The organism is Dysgonomonas sp. UBA7630 (assembly GCF_002483985.1).
Classification (GTDB): Bacteria; Bacteroidota; Bacteroidia; order Bacteroidales; family Dysgonomonadaceae; genus Dysgonomonas.
In genome coordinates this window covers 18,311-40,528 of sequence record NZ_DLIY01000028.1, presented here as the reverse complement: position 1 = coordinate 40,528, position 22,218 = coordinate 18,311, and the positions used below count along the sequence as shown (strand labels likewise).

At 38.5% G+C, this 22,218-nt stretch carries 24 protein-coding genes; 19 read left to right on the top strand and 5 right to left on the bottom strand.

Annotation, left to right across the window (positions count from 1 at the left end; translation table 11 throughout):
• Positions 1-3: 3 nt before the first annotated feature.
• Positions 4-630: a 4'-phosphopantetheinyl transferase family protein gene (locus B3P17_RS12290; RefSeq protein ID WP_252638468.1), complete on the top strand. Its 627-nt coding sequence runs from the start codon at positions 4-6 to the stop codon at positions 628-630.
• 23 nt (positions 631-653) lie between these two features.
• Here B3P17_RS12290 and B3P17_RS12285 read toward each other — a convergent pair whose 3' ends face one another.
• A complete protein-coding gene (locus B3P17_RS12285) occupies positions 654-1,346 on the bottom strand; it encodes a DUF6146 family protein (RefSeq protein WP_252638467.1) in 693 nt (230 codons plus the stop codon).
• A gap of 115 nt (positions 1,347-1,461) precedes the next feature.
• A complete protein-coding gene (locus B3P17_RS12280) occupies positions 1,462-3,672 on the bottom strand; it encodes a RelA/SpoT family protein (RefSeq protein ID WP_291105675.1) in 2,211 nt (736 codons plus the stop codon).
• Between the two features lie 281 nt (positions 3,673-3,953).
• Here B3P17_RS12280 and B3P17_RS12275 point away from each other — a divergent pair, with 281 nt between their 5' ends.
• The 4 genes from B3P17_RS12275 to pyk all read left to right on the top strand — a co-directional run bounded on the left by B3P17_RS12275 (position 3,954) and on the right by pyk (position 7,958).
• On the top strand, positions 3,954-4,568 hold the full coding sequence (locus B3P17_RS12275) for a hypothetical protein (RefSeq protein ID WP_252638465.1): 615 nt from the start codon (positions 3,954-3,956) through the stop codon (positions 4,566-4,568).
• Positions 4,569-4,642: 74 nt separating this feature from the next.
• On the top strand, positions 4,643-5,905 hold the full coding sequence (locus B3P17_RS12270; RefSeq protein ID WP_252638464.1) for a PLP-dependent transferase: 1,263 nt from the start codon (positions 4,643-4,645) through the stop codon (positions 5,903-5,905).
• Between the two features lie 105 nt (positions 5,906-6,010).
• Positions 6,011-6,439 (top strand): type II 3-dehydroquinate dehydratase, encoded by a 429-nt coding sequence (aroQ, locus tag B3P17_RS12265; protein ID WP_135107067.1) that lies wholly within the window; start codon positions 6,011-6,013, stop codon positions 6,437-6,439.
• 52 nt (positions 6,440-6,491) lie between these two features.
• Positions 6,492-7,958: a pyruvate kinase gene (gene pyk / locus B3P17_RS12260; protein ID WP_291105672.1), complete on the top strand. Its 1,467-nt coding sequence runs from the start codon at positions 6,492-6,494 to the stop codon at positions 7,956-7,958.
• 55 nt (positions 7,959-8,013) lie between these two features.
• Here pyk and B3P17_RS12255 read toward each other — a convergent pair whose 3' ends face one another.
• Positions 8,014-8,259, bottom strand: a complete 246-nt coding sequence (locus B3P17_RS12255; protein WP_291105670.1) for a cupin domain-containing protein — start codon at positions 8,257-8,259, stop codon at positions 8,014-8,016.
• 233 nt (positions 8,260-8,492) lie between these two features.
• Between B3P17_RS12255 and B3P17_RS12250 the strand changes: the two genes are divergently transcribed.
• The 4 genes from B3P17_RS12250 to B3P17_RS12235 all read left to right on the top strand — a co-directional run bounded on the left by B3P17_RS12250 (position 8,493) and on the right by B3P17_RS12235 (position 11,038).
• On the top strand, positions 8,493-8,693 hold the full coding sequence (locus B3P17_RS12250; RefSeq protein ID WP_135107076.1) for a bacteriocin immunity protein: 201 nt from the start codon (positions 8,493-8,495) through the stop codon (positions 8,691-8,693).
• A gap of 3 nt (positions 8,694-8,696) precedes the next feature.
• Entirely contained in the window at positions 8,697-9,341 is a 645-nt protein-coding gene (locus tag B3P17_RS12245; RefSeq protein ID WP_252638462.1) for an O-methyltransferase, read from the top strand.
• 117 nt (positions 9,342-9,458) lie between these two features.
• On the top strand, positions 9,459-9,815 hold the full coding sequence (gene rbfA / locus B3P17_RS12240) for a 30S ribosome-binding factor RbfA (protein ID WP_252638461.1): 357 nt from the start codon (positions 9,459-9,461) through the stop codon (positions 9,813-9,815).
• A 2-nt stretch (positions 9,816-9,817) separates the two neighbouring features.
• A complete protein-coding gene (locus tag B3P17_RS12235; RefSeq protein ID WP_252638460.1) occupies positions 9,818-11,038 on the top strand; it encodes an FtsX-like permease family protein in 1,221 nt (406 codons plus the stop codon).
• Here the strand turns inward: B3P17_RS12235 and B3P17_RS12230 are convergent.
• On the bottom strand, positions 11,033-11,527 hold the full coding sequence (locus B3P17_RS12230) for a GNAT family N-acetyltransferase (protein WP_291105666.1): 495 nt from the start codon (positions 11,525-11,527) through the stop codon (positions 11,033-11,035). The two genes, B3P17_RS12235 and B3P17_RS12230, sit on opposite strands and share 6 nt — an antisense overlap.
• A 21-nt stretch (positions 11,528-11,548) precedes the next feature.
• Positions 11,549-11,965, bottom strand: a complete 417-nt coding sequence (locus B3P17_RS12225; protein ID WP_252638458.1) for a hypothetical protein — start codon at positions 11,963-11,965, stop codon at positions 11,549-11,551.
• 124 nt (positions 11,966-12,089) lie between these two features.
• Between B3P17_RS12225 and B3P17_RS12220 the strand changes: the two genes are divergently transcribed.
• The 10 genes from B3P17_RS12220 to B3P17_RS12175 all read left to right on the top strand — a co-directional run.
• Positions 12,090-12,452, top strand: a complete 363-nt coding sequence (locus B3P17_RS12220) for an MmcQ/YjbR family DNA-binding protein (protein ID WP_291105664.1) — start codon at positions 12,090-12,092, stop codon at positions 12,450-12,452.
• A 15-nt stretch (positions 12,453-12,467) separates the two neighbouring features.
• Complete coding sequence (gene yihA, locus B3P17_RS12215) at positions 12,468-13,073, top strand: ribosome biogenesis GTP-binding protein YihA/YsxC (protein ID WP_135107088.1); 606 nt, start codon at positions 12,468-12,470, stop codon at positions 13,071-13,073.
• A 75-nt stretch (positions 13,074-13,148) separates the two neighbouring features.
• A complete protein-coding gene (locus B3P17_RS12210; RefSeq protein ID WP_252638456.1) occupies positions 13,149-13,790 on the top strand; it encodes a carbohydrate-binding family 9-like protein in 642 nt (213 codons plus the stop codon).
• Positions 13,791-13,948: 158 nt separating this feature from the next.
• Entirely contained in the window at positions 13,949-14,596 is a 648-nt protein-coding gene (locus B3P17_RS12205) for a DUF47 domain-containing protein (RefSeq protein WP_135107091.1), read from the top strand.
• 10 nt (positions 14,597-14,606) lie between these two features.
• Positions 14,607-15,656 (top strand): inorganic phosphate transporter, encoded by a 1,050-nt coding sequence (locus B3P17_RS12200; RefSeq protein ID WP_252638455.1) that lies wholly within the window; start codon positions 14,607-14,609, stop codon positions 15,654-15,656.
• 185 nt (positions 15,657-15,841) lie between these two features.
• Complete coding sequence (rpsA, locus tag B3P17_RS12195; RefSeq protein WP_135107148.1) at positions 15,842-17,635, top strand: 30S ribosomal protein S1; 1,794 nt, start codon at positions 15,842-15,844, stop codon at positions 17,633-17,635.
• Positions 17,636-17,799: 164 nt separating this feature from the next.
• The gene (locus tag B3P17_RS12190) at positions 17,800-19,194 is read left to right on the top strand and encodes a TolC family protein (protein WP_252638454.1); all 1,395 of its coding nucleotides are present in this window, start codon (positions 17,800-17,802) and stop codon (positions 19,192-19,194) included.
• 155 nt (positions 19,195-19,349) lie between these two features.
• Positions 19,350-20,339: an HlyD family secretion protein gene (locus B3P17_RS12185; protein WP_291105659.1), complete on the top strand. Its 990-nt coding sequence runs from the start codon at positions 19,350-19,352 to the stop codon at positions 20,337-20,339.
• A 3-nt stretch (positions 20,340-20,342) separates the two neighbouring features.
• Positions 20,343-21,512, top strand: a complete 1,170-nt coding sequence (locus B3P17_RS12180; RefSeq protein ID WP_252638453.1) for an ABC transporter permease — start codon at positions 20,343-20,345, stop codon at positions 21,510-21,512.
• On the top strand, positions 21,509-22,218 hold a 710-nt coding region (locus B3P17_RS12175), incomplete at its 3' end, for an ABC transporter permease (RefSeq protein WP_291105734.1). The genes B3P17_RS12180 and B3P17_RS12175, both read left to right, overlap by 4 nt.

Below are 22,218 nucleotides of genomic sequence, written 5' to 3'. Positions count from 1 at the left end.
ATTATGCTATATTACAAGGAATATATAACCGATTCAACCCTATTGGGAATATGGAAGATAGAGGAAACCAGCCAAGAGCTGTTTTCTCTACTTGCCCATCACGAATGGATTAAGAATATATATACAGTAAAAGCCGAATCGAGAGTACTCGAAATATTATCAACGAGGGTATTAATAAAAGCACTTACTGGAGAAGAAAAGGAAGTGCGTTACAACACTACGGGAAGACCATTCCTTGCCGATGAATCATATCACATGAGCGTGTCCCATACCAAGGGTTATGTAGCTGTAGCGATCAATAAAAAGAAACCCATAGGACTGGATGTGGAGCATATATCAGAAAAGATAAGAAGAGTACAAAGTCGTCTTATTTCTGACAAGGAGTATATTGACAAGGACAATGAACTCATCCACCTCCTACTCCACTGGTCGGCAAAAGAAGCTATGTTTAAGTACCTTGATACCGAAGGTGTTGATTTCCGAAAAAATTTATTTGTAAGTAAGTTTACTCCTAAAGAGAAAGGAACATTCAATGCCAGAGAGAGACGGTCGCCACAACATGCCCAGTTTAAGGCATATTACAAGGTCGAAAAAGAGTTTGTGTTGGTATGTATTGAGAAGAAAAGCTAAAGAACGAAACCATTCAAAGATTATTATAAAACGATAGTTTGCGAATCATTCAATATAGCAATCCGATGCTCTTTTTCCATAAACTTAAAAAACATATACAGACGATATTCAAATTCTAACCCATAATATCTATTTGCTTCATAATCAATTTTCACTTCATAGATATCGGGGTTGTAGTGCAGCGGTTGACTATAACGATAATTCCATTCGTTTACCATCATTGCATTTTGCACCTTTAACGAAGATGCAGAATAGAATTCTTTGGGCTTTTGCATAAGCAAGAAAGTTTCATAACCGGGATCAAGGACTGTTATTTCGCAAAGATCATCTAAATCAATCGGCTCATTACCTTTTGTCGTAATAAGAATAATACCATTAAAACGGTTAGAACATATCAGTGGAGGATTTTCCTTAAAGACTTCTATAGACTTTATTTCATCTAAACTAAGAGTATTTAAGCTATCTGACTCCATAACTATTCCATCCACAATAAAAAGAGGTGGAATAGAGTTTTTAATAGTAGGCATGTCTATTATAATCCGAAAGCCTCGCTCGAATGATATATTTAAAGGATCTAGTATAGCAGGGTAATTAGAAGACGATACTACTGAAAGTGATTTCATTCTATAATCTATTTTTATATCAGGCAAAGCCATCCCTTGTCCAAAACACAAACAAGGAATAATAAATAATAAAACAACTATTATTTTTTTCATAGCCACTCCAATTCAGATTACCTTCTTCAAATATAGCTAATTACAATAAATAAAAGACAAAAGTAGCATGAATAAAATCCATGCTACTCTATATTTTCAGATGAAGTATGTCAATTCACGCAAGGCGACTCACTTCCTTCACACCTTTCACCGTTTTCAGTTTTTTTATCAGCCCATTGAGCATATCTGTATTATTCAGTGTCACCGACATATTACCCTGAAACAGTCCATCATTCGAGTCGATGCTGATAGAACGCATGTTTATACCCTGTTCTTTGGCTATAATAGAGGTCAAGTTGTTAATAATACCGATATCATCATTCCCTATTATCCTCAGCGTAACAGTATAGGTAGAGCCCGATTTGCCCGACCACTTCGCCGGAATCACACGATAAGCGAAACGCGAAAACATATCATGGGCATTGGGACAATTTACTCGATGTATCTTTATTCCCTGTGAGGATACAAAGCCAAATATCTCGTCACCATATATTGGATTACAGCATTTTGCCAACTTATAATCCACCCCTGTCAGATTTTGATCTATAATTAACTCTTCTTTGCTCGAAGAATCTTTCTTTGTTTCGGGAGTATATACAACGTAATTCTCGGCACTTATAGCCTCATGCTTATCATGCTGTTCTGTTTCTTTTTTCTCTAGGTCAAGATATTGATCTATAACAGAATTGACATCAAGACTTTCTTCTGCTATCTTAATATAGAAGTCGGTGATTGTCTTGAAACCAAGCTTTTTGATCAAACGCATCATTATCGACTCGTTGATTTCTATCTTCCTGTTCTTTACCCGACGCTTGAGTTGTTCCTTAGCAATCTCCACCTGCTTGTTCGCTTCTTCTTTGAGGCTTTGACGTATTTTGTTCTTCGCTTTCGACGTAGTTACAAAATTGAGCCAGTCTTGTTTTGGCGACTGATTGGGCGAAGTTAGGATCTCTATTTGGTCTCCGTTCGACAATTTATGGCGGATAGAAACATTACGTCCATTCACTTTACCCGAAACACAGGTAGAACCAATCCGAGAGTGTATAGAAAATGCAAAATCAAGCACTGTTGCCCCGTTCGGCAGTTTATGCAAGTCTCCCTTTGGCGTAAATACATAAATCTCGTCATCGTAAAGGTCGAGCTTAAAGTTTTCTAATTTCTCACCCGAGTCAAGACTTTTATTTTCGAGCATCTCACGCAGTCCGGTCAACCAGTCATCCATCTTCGACTGACTTTTCACACCTTTATACTTCCAGTGTGCTGCCAATCCACGCTCAGCAATCTCATCCCTACGACGGGTACGTATCTGTACCTCTACCCAACGGGATTCATGCCCCATAACCGTGGTATGCAACGACTCGTAACCATTGCTTTTAGGAATAGAAAGCCAATCTTTCAGCCTCTTTGGATTCGGTGTATAAAGATCGGTTACAATCGAATACGTCTGCCAACACTCAGGTTTTTCTTTATCTAAAGGGGAGTTTAAGACTATGCGAATAGCAAACAAGTCATAAATCGACTCAAAATCTATCTTTTGCTTTTTCAGCTTATTATTAATAGATGAGATAGACTTCACACGCCCCTTTATATCATATTTCAGCCCGGTCTCTTTCAGTCTGGCATCTATTGGTGCTATAAATTCGGCAATGTATTTATCACGTGAGGCTTTACTTTCACTTATTTTTTCTACAATATAGTCATAAGACTCTCTATCGGTATATTTCAGATAAAGGTCTTCGAACTCCGTTTTTATATTATACAGTCCCAGCTTGTGTGCCAGTGGAGTATAAAGAAACGAAACTTCTACAGCCAATTGCAATCGATGTTGTTCGCCATACTTTTCGGCATTTCGGATACGATGGAGCCGGCTCGCTATTTTTATAAGAATTACCCGCATATCCTCGGCGAGTGTTATCAACAGCTTTATGTAATTGTCCGAAGCCATAGCCGACTCGTTCATTTCCAAAGCATTGATCTTCATCAACCCCGACACAATATTTGCTATATCTTTACCAAATACAGTAGATACCTCTTCCAGCGATATCGACTTATGCATTACAGGACGATAGACAAGTAAGGCCAGAATTGCAGCACTTTTCAGCCCAAGCTCTTCCATAAGAATAATAGATGAACTCACTGTAAGGTCTGTAATACTACCAATCTTCTCATCTTTAGCATAGACACCATCAGCCAATGCCTTCTTTATGACTTTCCTTATTTTCTCAAATTCATCAGGAGTGAGATTAGAATCCAACCCCTTCATCAATCTTTTGAATTTGGAATAAGTCAGGCCTTTATCGTTACATGTGGGGAAATTGTCATTCATTTTCTCTACAAAATATGAGTATATATAATTAAATTGACAAAGACAGGAAAAGATAAATCATATTAATCTCGTATCCGTTTGTAAAATTAACGCTTTTTTGAAAGTGACACGTCTTTTTTATAACAGATGTTTTAATTTTTTCATATTTAGAAACTTTATGCTTTTAGCAGACGTTTTAATGATCAAAGCATTTTAACTTTGCTTATGTTAAATAAACAACCTTGTTTCTCTAGAATAGAAACGGTATAGATTTCAAAAAAAACAATTTATATAAAGCTAAGATGAAGGCAAACGATTACGCTAAACTCGAGAAAGATTATGACTTCAAAAGGCATTACTTCAATAACACATTCTGGTGGAAAACACTACTGATGGTACCACCTATATGTTTCTTGTTTGTCGGACTTGTAGGAATAATATACTTGTTCAATAGTGACATGCTCGTATCGTGGTATATTATCCCTTATCTTTTTTTGTTCACTGTTGGCACTATTTGGCTAAAAGCACTGAAAAGACACATATTGAAAGTTGCAATCACTACAGAAGGGGCTTTTCATATTTGTCTTGCCGCACCATTGGGAGACAAAGGTGACTACACTTATGCCGCATTTGCAAACAATACACGCCGACATGATAAATACTATATCACAAATCTGGCAAAAGAAATATCTCTTCACGACCTCTTGGCTAAACATGAAGTGTCTTTCAAAAAAGAAGCTATTCTTATACATGAAGAAGAAAGTGACAGTGATATATATGTAAAAGCCTATCCTAAAAAAGAAATAAACAAACGGAATGCAGGATGGAGCTTAAGTGAGGGTTATTTCCCTGTGTTATATATAAACGACAAAAATGTTCCGATAATAAGAAGAAAAGATTTAGTGAGGAAATCATAATTCAATTTCATCTTAACAGGATTTTCACAAGTCTTTTATACCTTTGACAATCAAAATATCAAAGAACGTAATTCATGGTTGAAAAAGACTCCAAAAACAAGAAATTTTCCACCCGCATTATCAGTGAAAATTTTTTCAAAAAAGATGTGCATGGTGCAATATCTATGCCTATTTACCGCAACGCTGCTTTCGAGTTTGCCGACTCTGAAAGTATAGCCGCTGCTTTTCAGTACAAAGAAGAGATCCCATCACACACATATACACGCATAACGAACCCGTCTGTAGAAAATCTGGAACGAAAGATTAAAACAGCATCGGGAGCAGAGAACGTAATGATGGTAGCATCAGGAATGGCCTCAATTTCAAACACCTTCCTTACCATTGCTTATGCCGGAAGTAACATTGTAACATCACCTCACTTATTTGGCAATACATTTTCACTATTTAAATTTACCCTTGCGGCATTCGGTGTTGAGGTGCGCTTTGTAAACACCGACAACCTGGAAGAGATAGCATCAGCTATTGACGAAAATACATGTGCCTTCTTTTGCGAATTAATCACTAACCCGCATTTAGAGATCGCCAATCTCCCCGAGATATCAAAGATATTGAGAGCTAGAAATGTACCTATGATCGTTGATAGCACTATTATTCCTTGGTGTGGCTTCGATGCCAGAAAAGCAGGTGTAGATATTGAGGTAGTTTCTACAACAAAATATATATCAGGTGGAGCTACGAGTATTGGAGGAGCAATCCTCGATTACGGTACGTTCGATTGGACGCACAACAAGCGTTTAGCTAATGTAGCAAAAACAGTAGGCGTATCTCAGTTCTCATTTAAGTTGAAACGTGAGATAGCCCGCAACATAGGGGCTGCAATGGACCCAGATACAGCCTACCAACAATCGCTAGGCATGGAAACGCTGGAATTACGTTTCGAAAAAATGTCTGAAACAGCATATGAATTGGCGCAATTGCTTTCACAATTGCCGGATGTTGTCAAAGTAGGTTATCCAAAATTAGCCAGCTCTGCATATAAAAACATATCGGATTCTCTGTTTGTTGGTAATCCGGGTGCTATGCTGACATTCAGCCTGAAAGACAAAAAAGCTTGTTACGACTTCATGGATAAACTTTGCATTATCCGCAGAGCAACAAACTTATTCGACAATAAAACATTAATTATACACCCGGACTCAACCATCTACGGCACATTCACACCCGAGATGAAGGAGATAATGGGTATAGAAAGTAATCTTATGCGCCTCTCTGTAGGCCTCGAAGATCCGGATGACCTTAAAGCTGACATATTGCAAGCTTTAGGTAAACAAAACTAATCTTGATTTTTAATTGTTATAAGATTATATCATTCAAAGAAAAAGTAGTACTTTTGTGCTCTGATTATTCGAAACGCAAATAATTGGGGCTAAATAGCTGATATAATGAAGATATTGATACTAAATGGACCAAATTTGAACCTGTTGGGAAAACGTGAACCGGAAGTTTACGGAAACATTTCTTTCGAAAATTATTTTACCCAATTGCAACAAAACTATCCAGATTGCGAATTATCTTATTTTCAGTCCAATCACGAAGGAGCTATTATAGATAAAATACATGAAACCGGATTTACATACGATGGCATTGTGCTCAATGCGGGAGCATATACGCATACTTCCATTGCCATACATGATGCCATAAAGGCTGTAACAACTCCGGTAGTTGAGGTGCATATCTCAAACATTCATACCCGTGAGAATTTCCGACACAAATCAATGATCGCTGCAGCCTGCAAAGGTTCTGTCGTTGGGTTAGGTCTGTTATCATACGAATTTGCTATCGACTATTTTCTGAAAGCAAAGAAAATATAAGATTGCAAGTGCAAATCTTTTAAAGAACTATATATTAAATAAAATTCCATTTATGACTCAGAAAAAAACGAAAATTGTAGCTACAATTTCAGACATGCGTTGTGATGTTGATTTTATTCGTGCATTATATAACGAAGGGATCAATGTTGTAAGGATGAACTCTGCCCACATGACAGAAGAAGGGTTTATCAAAGTAATGACTAATGTACGTGCCGTATCTTCACACATTGGTATTATGATGGATACTAAAGGACCGGAAATACGTACAACAGCTACAGCTTCAGGAGAAAAAATAGTTGTTAAAACCGGAGACAAAATCAAAGTTATCGGTGATATCAACTTCCTATCTACTCCCGAGCAAGTTTCACTTTCATATCCAAGCATTATAGAAGACGTGCCGGTAGGCAGCACACTATTGATTGACGACGGAGAAACTGCACTAAAAGTAATCGATAAAACTGCAGAATATCTACTTTGCGAAGTACAAAACGATGGTACAATCGGTAGCCGCAAGAGCGTTAATATCCCTGGAGTAAAAGTAAACCTTCCTTCGATCACAGCAAAAGACAGAAGAAGCATTGAAATCGCTATCAAAAACAAAGCTGACTTCATCGCTCACTCTTTCGTAAGACATAAACAAGACGTGTTGGACGTACAAAAGATTTTGGACGAATACAACAGCCCAATCAAAATCATCGCTAAGATTGAAAACCAAGAAGGCGTTGACAATATCGACGAAATATACGAAACAGCTTATGGCGTGATGGTAGCTCGTGGAGACCTTGGTATTGAAGTTCCACAAGAAAAAATACCTGGAATCCAACGTTTGCTTATCCGTAAAGCCGTNNAATATAAAAAACCGGTTATCGTGGCAACTCAAATGTTGCACACAATGATCGAAAATCCACGTCCTACTCGTGCAGAGGTTACAGATATTGCAAATGCAGTATATTATGGAACAGACGCAGTGATGCTTAGTGGAGAAACTGCTTATGGTAAATATCCGATCGAGGCTGTTCGCGCTATGGCTCAGATTGCTGCTGCTGCCGAACAATCTAAATTAGAAGAAAAAGCAATGCCGGTTCCTTTCAAAGATAGAGATCATGGAAGAACATCATTCCTAGCTAAGCAAGCTGTTAAATCTTGTAACCAACTTGGAGTGAAAGCGATTGTTACAGACAGTATGACCGGACGTACAGCACGTACTCTTGCCGCATTCCGCAGCAAATGTCCTGTATATGCATTCTGCAACAAGGAAGAAGTTGCTCGCTGGTTATCTTTGAGTTACGGTGTAGATCCTCACTTCCAAGAAGATGCCGGTCTTACTAAAAATCACAAAGAATATTTCGTTAGAGCATTAAACCAACTTCAATTAGACGGAGTATTAAGCTCGGGTGACTATGTTACTTATTTGAGTGGAACTTTCTCTGATGGTAAAGGTGGAACATCTTTCCTTGAAATCGAAAAAGTTGGTGCTGTAATGGAACAAGGTGAGAAATTCTTCGTTCCTGTAGACTAATTGAGGATATAATTCTGAATGAAAGATAAAAGGGTGCAATCGCACCCTTTCTTTTTTATTCACAATCTGTTCGGTCATTCGTTGAATCATTGTCAGGCTGAGAGACAAGAAGGAAATCGATAGGCTCTGAAGTCTCATTGGCAATATAATGCTTCACCATAGGCTCTATCAAGATACCTTGCTGCTCGTTAACAACTTCACGTTCGCCTTCAACGTAAAATATTGCCGTTCCTTTTGTCATAAAGAAGAATTGCCTTGCAAGAGAGTGGTAATGTAAAGTTTCTCTTGTATTTGCAGGCATGGTTTCAATTTTTACAGATAAAGAATCCCTACTCATCAGGATCCAACTGCTACATTTGTCTCCCCAAAAATAATGGGGCGCTGAATTTTTATCGACTGCTCTTCCCATGATAATTAAATTTAGATGTAACAATATGCTAAATATAAAAAATAAATTACATAAGAATGCTTTTTTAAGCAACAATTTATAAATAAATATCTTAGTTTTGCAGAATACACCGATATCTGCAGGCTATGACCAGAAAAGAATTGATACAATTAGTAGAACAAATTCTGGATGTAGAGAAGTACACAGAAGATCAATTGAATGAGATGTTAGAGTTATTACACAGAAATGTGCCCCACCCTGCAATATCTGATTTGATCTACTATGAAAATTTATCTTCGGAAGAAATTGTAGACAAAGCGTTAAATTATAAACCGATTCAGTTATAAACCATGTCATTGGAAAAGGACGAAGCTATAGAAAGCTATATTCTTTCTCGTATCGATCAAGAAAGCGAGCTACTCAAACAATTAAACAGGGACGCTCACGTAAATTTATTAAAACCAAGAATGCTATCGGGACATCTGCAAGGACGTATGCTCAAAATGTTTTGCAGAATGATGAATCCTAAATATATTCTCGAAATAGGAACTTATACGGCATACGCAACCCTATGTTTGACGGAAGGAGCCGACAATGATGCTGAAATACATACCATAGAAGTAAACGACGAACTCGAGGACTTCATTTTAAAGCACCTGCACAAATCGAAACTTAAAGATAAGATACATCTTCATATAGGAGATGCAATGGAAATAATCCCTCAGATAGACCGCACCTTCGATCTCGTATTCATTGATGCAAACAAACGCCATTACATTGAATATTATAATCTCATATTCGACAAGGTACGCCCCGGTGGACTTATCATTGCCGATAACACATTGTGGGACGGGCATGTACTGGAAACTCCAAAACCATCGGACAAACAAACAATCGGGATACAACAATTCAATGACATGATAGCGAAGGACGACAGAGTAGAAAAAGTTATTCTGCCGATTCGCGACGGGTTGACATTGATATGGAAAAAATAAGACTCAAATCTCCACAGACTTGAATGTACGGATAGATATATTAAAGTTGCTAACGATTTAAATAGCTTGCTACTTGTAACTATTTTGTATTACCTTTGTAAGCTAAAATAATTAAGGATGGATACGACCAGACAACAAAAGATAAACAGGCTCATCCAGAAAGAGCTGAGTGAGATTTTCAGAAAACAAACCCAACAGATGAAAGGTGTACTTGTAACAGTGAGCACTGTACGTGTAACACCCGATCTTGGACTAGCAAAAATATACCTGAGTATTTTCCCTTCCGAGAAAGGAAATGAATTGCTTGATAATATAAAAACCAATGTAAAAAGCATTCGTTTCGACTTGGGACAAAAAGTAGGTAAACAACTACGTGTAATTCCCGAACTGGCTTTTTATTTGGACGACTCGCTCGATTATCTGGAAAATATAGACAGGCTTCTGAATAAGGATAATAACGAAGTAAAAGAATAAGCTTGAATCTTGCGCTGCACATAGCCCGCCGTTATCTTTTCGCAAAGAAATCGCATAATGCTATCAACATCATATCGATGATCTCGGTATGTGGAATAACTGTTGCCACAATGGCGCTGGTATGTGCTTTATCGGTTTTTAATGGGTTTACGGACGTAGTAGCAAACACTTTCAGCGCTTTCGACCCCGAACTACAAATTACTCCGGCCAAAGGGAAAGTATTTGACCCGACAAGTAAGAAGATAGAAGAAATCAAAGCTTTACCCGAAATAGAATTCACATCCGAATCATTGGAAGACAATGCTCTGATTAAATTCGCAGACCGACAAGAGCCGATTATACTAAAAGGTGTATCAGCCAATTTCATCAATCTCGCCAACGTAAACAATCTGATTATAGATGGAAAGTTTTCGTTACGCGAAGGCGATATCGAAAATGGAGTTATAGGTGCAGGCATGGCCATGTTTCTTGGCGTAAGAGCCGGATTTCTCGATCCGGTAGAGCTATATGCTCCCAAGCGAAACGAACGCATCAATCTGGCAAATCCGGCAACAGCATTTACCCAGTCAGAAGTATTCGTATCGGGGGTATTTGCACTCAATCAGCAGAAGTATGACGACCAGATGTTCATTGTGTCAATAGACTTGGCACGCGAACTCTTCCACTACGACAAAGAAATATCATCCCTTGACATAAAAGTAAAAGACGGCTATAATGTAGACAAGGTACACAATAAAATAAAGTCTATACTTGGCAAAGATGAACTATTGGTAAAGAACAGATTCGAACAACAGGCTGATCTTTATCGGATGGTAAACGTTGAAAAATGGGTTACATTTCTCATTTTATGCATCATCCTTATAATAGCAGTATTCAATGTTATAGGCTCACTTACGATGCTGATTATAGAGAAAGACGAGGATGTCAGGATATTAAAAAGCCTCGGAGCAAACAATACATTAATCACACGGATATTTCTCTTCGAGGGCTGGCTAATCACATTTGTAGGAGCCGTTGTAGGTGTAACTCTCGGACTCACGCTTTGTCTGCTACAACAATACTTCGGTTTATTAAAATTAGGCAATACTCCCGGCGCCTTTGTTATAGATGCATACCCTGTATCGGTACAAGCTTTGGATATTGTACTGATATTTGTTACAGTGAGTATCATTGGATTCCTCGCTGTAATCTACCCTGTAAATAATCTAAGGAAAAGGCTATAAGATCAGTTGCCAGAATTCGACATCAATCAGTTTTCCGAATTTGACTCCCGACTCCCTGAAATTGCCGACCAACTCAAAGTTAAATTTTCGATGAAGCTTTCGGCTTGGATCATTGGGCAATGATATTACACCAATCAGTGAATGTATGTTTATATTTCGGGCTCTGTTTATCAGTTCCTGATATAAAATACTGCCCACTCCGCTTCCTATGGCATTGCGATCAAGATATACGCTTGTTTCTAGCGTTATATCGTAAGCTACACGCTCACGCCAACTGTTGAGATAAGCATAACCAATTATTTGCCCATCTTNNCCATCTTTCTCGTATACAAAATAAGGAAACCCCTTTGCCTGCACCTTGCCTATCCGCTTCCGGATATCTTCGTCAGTAACAAGATCATACTCAAAGGTCACGACTGTTTCCTCAATATAATAATTATAGATGGCTGCTATCTGCGCAGCATCAGCGGGCGTTACATCTCTTATCATTCGATATAAAATAAATAATCTTTACTCTCCGGTATAAGGGGGAATTTCTTGTCCTTGACTTGGCACAGCAGGACTAGCAGCCACAATACTGTCTACAATAAACTTCGTATATCCCCGCCAAGGTAAAGCCCCGTAATATTCTTTGTAGTGGAGCTTCACATTCTGTCCACTGAGTGACATCAGTTTTATAGCCAACTCTTTATCTTCTATCGAAAATTGGAATTCATTGGATTGCAAACCTTGCTGTCCGGGACGAAATCCGGATTGAATCAACTCTCCTTCGTAGGTTTTGAATATAATCCCTTTATGCTTCACATTGTTGAGCATACCGGCTTTTACCCCCGAATCACTATAAGGCACATAATAGCGGATATACAGGAAGGTAAAAAGACCTGCTATAAGGACTGCTAAAATTATAAGAACAACTCTTTTTGCCATAATATTATAAGATGTAAGATGGAACAAAAATTGTAGATGTTTTATTCTGAAAACAAAGATATTCATATTTTTAAACTATTTTTGTTCTACAGTTTAAAACATAACAGTAAAAACCGAATATTCTATGAATATAGAAGAACTCAGAGAATACTGTATATCTGTAAAGGGCGCACCGGAAAGCTTTCCTTTCGATGAATCTACTTTAGTCTTTAAAGTCATGGGAAAAATGTTCGCATACACAGGCTTAGACCCCAAAGATGGATTTTTCAAAGTAAATCTGAAATGTGACCCCGAAAGATCGGCTGAACTACGAACAAGATATGAAGGAGTAACACACGGCACTCATACGCGAGGCCTCTTATGGAATGCCGTCTATCTTGCGAGTGATGTACCCGATAAACTGATAAAAGAATTAATAGATCATTCTGTCGAAGAAGTAATAAAGAAACTACCGAAGAATAAACAAGCAGAATATCGAAGTTTGTAAAAGAAATATAAAGCAATGATAATAAAAGACGCTCAATTTGTAATAAGCAATACCGATTATAGAAAATGTCCTCAAGACGGTAAGCCCGAATATGCATTTATCGGACGCTCCAATGTAGGCAAATCATCTCTGATAAATATGCTTACCAACCGCAAAGGATTGGCTATGACATCGTCCAAGCCGGGAAAAACACAGCTCATCAACCACTTCATTATCAACGACGAGTGGTATCTGGTCGATTTACCGGGATATGGATATGCGCAACGAGGAAAAGACGGCAGAGAACAGATTCGTAAAATAATAGACAACTATATACTTAAGAGAACTGAGCTAACCTGTCTTTTTCTATTATTAGATTGCAGACACGAACCTCAGAAAATAGACCTTGACTTCATCAATTGGCTGGGCGAAGAAGGAGTACCCTTTGTGATTGTATTCACCAAAACAGACAAAATAAGCAAAGGACGACTAAAAGACAACTCCGAAATATATATAAACAAATTACATGAAACATGGGAGGAAATCCCGACAATATTTTATACTTCTTCCGAGCAGAGAGCAGGAGGCGATGAGATATTGGATTATATAGACAACATAAATAAAAGCTTGAAAGGGAAATAAAATTTGTCCTAAACCCTGAAAAGGGCAGAATACGAATCAACTCAATTCCATAAACTAATCATAAAAAGTCAAGATATGTTATCTGTACCTTTAATAAATATAGCAGATATAAACAGAGCCGATTTGGTTCTAGAAAAGATGCAAAATATACAAAAGAATAACATCTCTAATGTCAATTGGCCGGAGCTATATCCATCCAAGCCTGAAGTTGCATTCAAGATAGCGCATGACGGCAGTCATATCTTTTTACAATTCTTTGTTGAAGAAAATGAGATTCTTGCAAAAACAGCAGAAGATAATGGGCATGTATGGACCGATTCGTGCGTAGAATTTTTCATTTCTTTTGATGGATTATATTATTACAATACAGAATTTTCTTGCATCGGAAAAGCATTGATGGGTTACCGTAAGGAAAAGAAAGACTCACGGCATGCAAGCCAAACAATATTGGACTCCATTAAACGATACCCGAGTCTTGGCATAGAACCCTTTGATAAAAAACAGGGGAATTTCAAATGGAACTTACTGCTCGTTATTCCCGTTACGGCATATTGGATGTCTGACCTAAAATCTCTAAATGGAACAAAAGCCCATGCAAATTTCTATAAATGTGGAGATAATCTGACTATTCCTCATTTTTTATCATGGAATCCTATCCACACAGAGAAGCCAAACTTCCATGTTCCACAATTTTTCGGAGAACTTAATTTCGAATAAAACTATAGGATAGTACTATACCTAAACAGCAAGAATAGAGGAGAATACTCATTATTACTTTTTTGTTAAAAAAATGTTACGACCGATTTTTTTTTCTATCTTTGCGGGACAAAAGCAGTTGGTACTGTTTTTCTTGATGAATATATTTTTAATCTTTTATGAAAAATAACTTATTCGATAGGTTTAAACCTAAAGAAAACAAATTCTTCCCTCTTTTGAGCGGAATGGCAGAAGTAATAGTCACCGCATCGGATCTCATCATTGAATGTGTTCAAGTAACTAACCACAACGAAGCTGTAGAGTATTACAAAAAAATTAAAGACCAGGAAAGAAAAGCCGATACCATCCAAAATCAAATCTTCGAAGAGCTCAACCAAACATTTATTACCCCTTTTGACCGGGAAGATATAAACCATCTTTCGTCAACAATGGATGATGTTATTGATCTTATCAATAGTTGTGCTAAGCGTATCATGCTTTACAGCCCGAAGGTAATGCCCGAGAGTGCTGTACGACTCGCTATGTTTGTAAGAGAATCTTCCGGCTTCCTAATTCAGGCAATCGGAGAACTTGATGTCTTGAAAAAAAGTACATCCCGAATAAAAGAATACTGCGAGCAACTGGGTGTGATTGAAAAAAAGGCCGACGATGTGTACGAACATTTTCTTATCGACCTGTTTGAGAATGAAAAAGATGCCATTGAGGTTATTAAACTAAAAGATATTCTCCACGAGCTCGAACGTGCTACCGATGCAGCAGAATCAGTAGGGAAAATTATCAAAACAATGATCGTTAAGTATTCATAATAAGAAAGAAATGACATTATTAATAATAATCATTATTTTAGCGATCATATTTGATTTCATAAATGGCTTTCACGACGCTGCCAACTCAATAGCAACCGTCGTATCTACGAAAGTTCTTACACCGACCCAAGCTGTAATTTGGGCTGCCTTTTTCAACTTCGTAGCTTATTTTATAGCAAAATATATTATCGGTGGATTTGGTATTGCAGACACTGTATCCAAAACCGTGGATATGGAATTTATAATTCAAAGCTTTGGCAACCCATCTCTGGTTATCATAGCCGGACTGATAGCTGCTATTTCTTGGAACCTTATTACATGGTGGTTAGGAATCCCTTCATCTTCTTCGCATACTCTTATCGGAGGATTTGCAGGAGCCGGTATCGCCGCTTCAGGTTTTCAAGCTGTGCATTCAGGCGTTATTGGTATTATTGCGCTGTTCATTGTAGTAGCACCTCTGATTGGTATGGTTTCGGGTAACATCATCACGCTGATCACCCTCCACTTCGTAAAAAAGATAAAACCGGGCAAAGCCGACCGTTGGTTCAAGAATCTACAGCTCATCTCATCCGCAGGCCTTAGTATAGGACATGGATTGAACGACTCACAAAAAGTAATGGGTATCATTGCAGCAGCATTGATTTCATATACAGCAACTACGCCCGACGTTCACCCTTGGTTATATATGAACGACATGAACGATATGCACGACTGGGTGCCACTCGCATGTTTTACTGCGATTGCAATAGGTACAGTTTGCGGAGGATGGAAAATCATGAAAACGATGGGGAACCGTATTACAAAAATCACCCCAATCGAAGGGTTCTGTGCTCAGACAGCAGGCTCTATAACCTTATATATATCCGAAATGCTGCACGTGCCGGTAAGTACAACCCACGTAATCACAGGTAGTATAATAGGTGTAGGCTCGGTAAAACGTCTTTCAGCTGTTCGCTGGGGAGTAACCAAAGATTTATTGATAGCATGGATACTGACTATTCCGGTTAGTGCCGTGATGGCTATTGTATTCTATCACATTCTGGGACTGATCGTTCAATAAGAACACTCTCTATAAAATAAAAGCGGATGGTTAAAGTTAACTATCCGCTTTCTTCATTTAAATTTTTCTATAAAAGCATTGCTTTATACATTGAAAAACAATATCTTTGCACCGCTTTTCGAAGCAAGAATGTTTAACTTTTTAATGATACTGATCAGGACTGGTGCCAGATCTAATTTTGAATGATTGATAATTTAAAAAATGTACAACCGGTTGCAGATTTCGACTGGGATTCGTACGAAAAAGGAGACTCTTACACAGGTAAGAGCAAAGAAGAACTTGTAGAAACCTATGACCAATCGTTGAACAAAGTAAACGACAAAGAAGTGGTAATGGGTAAAGTAACTGCTATGAACAAACGCGAAGTTGTTGTTAATATCGGTTACAAATCAGACGGTATCGTTTCTATGAACGAGTTCCGTTATAACCCGGATCTAAAAATTGGTGACGAAGTAGAGGTATACATCGAAAGCCAAGAAGACAAAAAGGGACAACTTATCCTTTCTCACAAGAAAGCACGTGCTACACGCTCTTGGGATCGTGTTAACGAAGCTCTTGAAAAAGACGAAATCATCAAAGGTTATATTAAATGTCGCACTAAGGGCGGTATGATCGTTGATGTATTTGGTATCGAGGCGTTCTTGCCAGGATCTCAGATCGACGTGAAACCAATCCGCGACTATGATGTATTTGTAGGTAAGACTATGGAGTTCAAGGTAGTGAAAATCAACCACGAGTTCAAAAACGTTGTTGTTTCTCACAAAGCTCTTATCGAAGCTGAACTTGAACAACAGAAAAAAGATATCATCTCTAAGCTTGAAAAAGGTCAGGTACTTGAAGGTACAGTTAAGAACATCACTTCTTACGGTGTATTTATCGACCTTGGCGGCGTAGACGGACTAATCCACATTACAGACCTTTCTTGGGGACGTGTACAACACCCAGAAGAAGTGGTTAAATTGGATGAGAAAATCAACGTTGTTATTCTTGACTTCGATGATGACAAGAAACGTATTGCATTAGGATTGAAACAATTGACTCCTCACCCTTGGGATGCACTTAGCGCTGAGCTTAAAGTAGGCGACAAGGTGAAAGGTAAAGTTGTGGTTATGGCTGACTACGGTGCATTCATCGAAATCGCTCCGGGTGTAGAAGGCTTGATCCACGTTTCAGAAATGAGCTGGGCTCAACACTTACGCAGTGCACAAGACTTTATGAAAGTTGGCGACGAAGTAGAAGCTGTAGTGCTTACTCTTGATCGCGACGAACGTAAAATGTCTCTTGGTATCAAACAATTGAAACCAGATCCATGGGAAAATATCGAAGAAAAATATCCTATCGGAAGCCAGCACACTGCAAAAGTTCGCAACTTCACTAACTTCGGTGTATTTGCAGAAATAGAAGAAGGTGTAGACGGACTAATCCACATTTCAGACCTTTCTTGGACTAAGAAAATCAAACACCCTAGCGAAGTTACTGCTATAGGTGCTGACATCGAAGTACAAGTACTTGAAATAGACAAAGAAAACCGTCGTTTAAGCCTTGGTCACAAACAACTTGAAGAAAACCCTTGGGATGTATTCGAAACTATATTTACTGTAGGTTCTGTACACGAAGGTACTCTTGTTGAAATGGTTGACAAAGGAGCAGTAATCTCTCTTCCTTATGGTGTTGAAGGTTTTGCAACTCCTAAACATTTGGTAAAAGAAGATGGTTCTCAAGCTAAGATCGATGAAAAACTTGATTTCAAAGTAATCGAGTTCAACAAAGACTCTAAAAGAATTATCGTATCTCACAGCCGTGTGTTTGAAGATGAAAAGCCGGAAGCTAAAGAAGCTGCTGCTGAAAAAAGAGCAAAAAAATCTTCTAAGAAAGAACAAGCTGAAACTTCAACTCAATCTAACGTAGAAAAAACTACATTAGGCGATATAGAAGAGCTTGCAGCATTGAAAGAAAAACTTTCGGGAGATAACAAATAAATATCTTTTTGATATTCTGATAAAAGGGTTCACTAATTAGTGAACCCTTTTTCGTTTAAAATGTTAAAATAAAAGTGAAAGTTCTCTGTACATTTTGTATATATGAAAAGACTATCTAATTTTGCATTTTAGTTGCATAAGCAATCAACACATAAAACCACTATATGAATACTAAGAGTTTAGGATTAGCCTTATTTTTCTTTTTTAGTATAGCATCCACAGTTTCGGCACAACAGTTTCTATCGCTGGAGCAATGCCGACAACTTGCAATAGAGAACAACAAATCGCTCAAGATCGCTTCTGAGCAAGAGAGAATAGCATATTATGAGAAGAAGGATGCACTTACCAAATTCTTCCCCGAGATATCGTTTACGGGAGCATATTTGCGCAATGAGAAGAATTTGTATCTCATTCCATCTTCTGCCATACCGACATCCATACCTCTCCCGATAGAGATTCCCGGAATAGGCAATAATATTCCGATAGACGACAAAATCCGCAATAGCATTCATGATCTAGGAAAGGTAGACATCAAAAACGTATGGGCGGGAGGATTTACGCTTACACAACCGTTGTTTATGGGAGGAAAGATCGTTGCTTACAATGATTTGAGATCTTATGCTCAAGACCTAGCCAAAACGATGAAAGAGACTCAAATGACAGAAGTTATCGTGGAGGTAGACAATGCATATTGGCAGGTTGTATCAGTAGCCAATAAGAGGAAGTTGGCGGAGGCGTATGTTAAACTCATGCAAAAGATGGACTCTGATATTTCTGCAATGGAGCAAGAGGGCGTAGCCACAAAAGCCGACAGGCTATCAGTGAACGTAAAACTAAATGAGGCAGAGATGACTCTTACAAAAGCTGAAAACGGGCTGAGTCTTTCAAAAATGCTATTGGCGCAAATATGTGGACTGGAGATTAACGATCAGCTTACATTGAAAGATGAAAATATAACAGACATTGCAACCGATGAAGGCGTAGAAGCTATACCCAACATAGACGAAGCCATATTGAACAGGACAGAGATAAGAAGTCTCGAGCTAGCCACAAAGATATATGGGAAGAAAGAAAAGATTGCGGTAGCCGAGTTTATGCCGAATGTTGCACTTACAGCAAACTATTTATGGACAAATCCGAATTTGTTTGACGGTCTGGAAAACAAGTTCGCCGGAATGTGGAATGTAGGAGTACTACTAAAAGTCCCTTTGAATTTTGCGTCTAATTCGGCAAAACTGAATGTAGCAAAAGCCGAAACACGTGTCAAACAATTTGAAATGGAGGATGCAAAAGAAAAAATTAAACTGCAAATAAACCAATCAGCATACAAACTGTCGGAAGCAAACAAAAAGCTAAAGACTGCACAAAAAAACACAGAAAAGGCTGATGAAAATCTAAGATACGCAAACGTAGGATTCGAAGAAGGAGTAATCCCTTCGTCGGATGTTATAGCAGCACACACAGCCTGGTTATCGGCTCACTCGGATCTTATAGATGCTCAGATCGACATTATCTTATGCCGAATATACCTGAACAAAGCATTGGGTCGTAAGTTTTAAAAACATCTTATATTTATCTATATATAAGGAACTAAGATGATAAAAGTATACAACTGGGAAAACAATAAAAAAAGTGTCACTTTTGTCACCTTTTAGACCTAAAACAACTGATTAACAAATCGATATATATTTGAAAAAAAGTAACAAATAAAGATATGGATACAGAAAACAAAAAAACAGGTTCTAAACTCATACCTATTCTGATTTTTGCCGCCGTTATTATTCTAGTTGGCTTATACGGTTTCTTCTTCCTCAACCAAGAAGACAACATCATACAAGGTGAAGCGGATGTAACCGAAGTACGTATATCAAGCAAAGTGCCCGGACGTATAGCAAAATATATGGTAGACGAAGGAAGCTATGTAAAAAAAGGTGACACTCTTGCTATATTAAGTATCCCTGACATCGACGNNCTGGCACAGGCAAATGCGGCACAGCAAGGGGCTGCGGCACAAAACCAAAAAGCAATAAAAGGTGCACGCGTAGAGCAAATCCAAGGGGCATACGAAATGTGGCAAAAGGCTAAAGTAGGAACAGACATAGCTCAGAAGTCGTACAAGCGTGTTCAAAACTTGTTTGACAAAGGTGTTGTAACCGCACAAAAGAGAGATGAAGCCGAAGCACAATACAACGCATCGGTTGCAACAGAAAAAGCCGCGAAGTCTCAATACGACATGGCTGTAAACGGTGCAGAAAAAGAAGACAAAGAAGCCGCCTTTGCCTTATTGGAAAGAGCGAAAGGTGCTGTAGCAGAAGTATCATCTTACATCTCTGAAAGCTATCTGATCTCACCTATTGACGGAAAGGTTACCGAAAAATTTCCGAACGAAGGAGAGTTGGTAGGTACAGGAGCTCCGATAATGAATGTTGCTAAACTAGACGATAAGTGGGGTTCATTCAACATCAGAGAAGACCATCTAAAGAACTATAAAGATATAGGTAAGACATTCAAGGCATACGTTCCGGCACTGGATCAGGAAGTAGAGATGACCGTATACTATGTCAAAGATTTGGGATCGTATGCAGCATGGAAAGCAACCAAAACAACAGGACAGTACGACAGAAAGACTTTTGAGGTAAAAGCACGATTCAACGACAAAGCAATCGATGTACTGCCGGGAATGTCACTTATCATTAAAGAATAACAAATGAGCTCTAAAACCGGTATACTAGCCATATTCAAAAGGGAGTGGATACGTATATCCTCATCCAAAATATGTATATGGGGGATATTCGTTGCTCCGCTATTGTCCATGATTATTTTGATGTGGATGATGAGCGCAGGGCTACCCTCACGTATACCTATTGCGGTGGTAGACTTAGACAATACGACTACAACACGCTCTTTGATACGCCAGTTGGATGCTTTTGAAAAAACAAACATAAAGTACAAAAGCCTTTCGTTTAAAGAAGCAAGGCATCAGATGGAGCGAATGGAAGTATATGCTGTACTGACCATACCGAAAGATTTTACGAAAGATGCAATTTCAGGCAATCGCCCCAAATTGGTTTATTATACCAACAATGCTTTTTTAATATCGGGCTCTCTGTTATTTCAAGACTTGAAAACAATATCTACGCTGGCTTCGGCCTCAGTAGGACTAAAGACCGCAACGGCAAAGGGCTATACAGAAAACCAGATTATGCCGATCTTGCAACCTATTACCATAGATGCGCATCCCACAGGAAATCCTTGGCTCAACTATTCGGTATATCTGAACAATGTCCTCTTGCCGGGTATATTGCAATTGATTATCCTGATGTTTACCGTATCAGCTTTCGGTTCGGAAATAAAAGCGGGTAACGGTTCAAAACTGATGTCTATGGGAGACAATTCCATCATCAAAGTAATGATAGGTAAACTACTTCCGTACACGATCATATATATGGGGATAGCATTATTATTTATGGCAGTTCTTTATTACATCAATCGATTTCCATTGCATAATGGTTTTTGGCCTATGTTTTTTAATTATGTATGCCTCATCCTGGCAGCACAGGGAGCAGGCGTCATCCTTTTGGGAATATTCCGCAATTACAGATTCGCGCTAAGCATAGCCAGCCTCATAGGAATGGTATCATTTTCTATCACAGGATTTTCATTCTCTACATTGGCAATGGATGGAAGCCTGAGTGCATTGAGCAACTTATTCCCGCTAAGGCATTTTTTCCTTATCTATGTAGATCAGGCGCTAAATGGTATAGCGGTGGGCTACTCCATGTATCATTATGCGGCACTGCTTGGCTTTGTGTTGCTATCAATATTCTTCTTCGGTACTGTAAGAAAATTACTGAAGGATAACGTATATGAGCTATGAAAAGATTACTACTTGACATATATTATGTTTGGATTAACGAGCTAAAGGTCATATTCAAAGACCCGGCAGTCATATTACTATTCTTTATAGTACCGCTGGCCTACCCTGTACTGTATAGCTTTATATACAATAACGAAACTGTACATGAGGTAAAAGTTATATTTGTAGATGATTCAAACTCTTCGCTATCAAGGGAATTTAAAAGAAAGGTAGATGCCACAGCCGATGTAAAAGTAATAGGATACGCTTCGGACATGGAAGAAGCCCGTGAAGCTCTCCGCAGGAAAGAGGCTTACGGAATAATGTATATCCCCAGAGACTTCAGCAAAGATATACATACTCAGCAGCAAACGAAAGTTAGCGTGTATGCCGACATGAGCAGTCTACTGTTTTATAAGGCAATGATACTCAGTGCTACCGAAGTATCGCTGGATATGGGTGCGGATATACGCGTTGTCGAAACCGGAAGCGGCAGTCAGGAAGAAGATGCGACTACTCGACAAACAGTAGAGAATGAATGGGTTCCGATGTATAACCCACAGAATGGATTTGCAAGCTTCCTTGTTCCTGCGATACTTATATTGATTATACAGCAAACTATGTTTCTGGGTATCGCTACTATTGTTGGTACACACAACGATAAGAAACGGTTTACAATAGCATCGCACACAGCCCAAGGCAAAAATGTAGGCGCCATAAAGCTAAC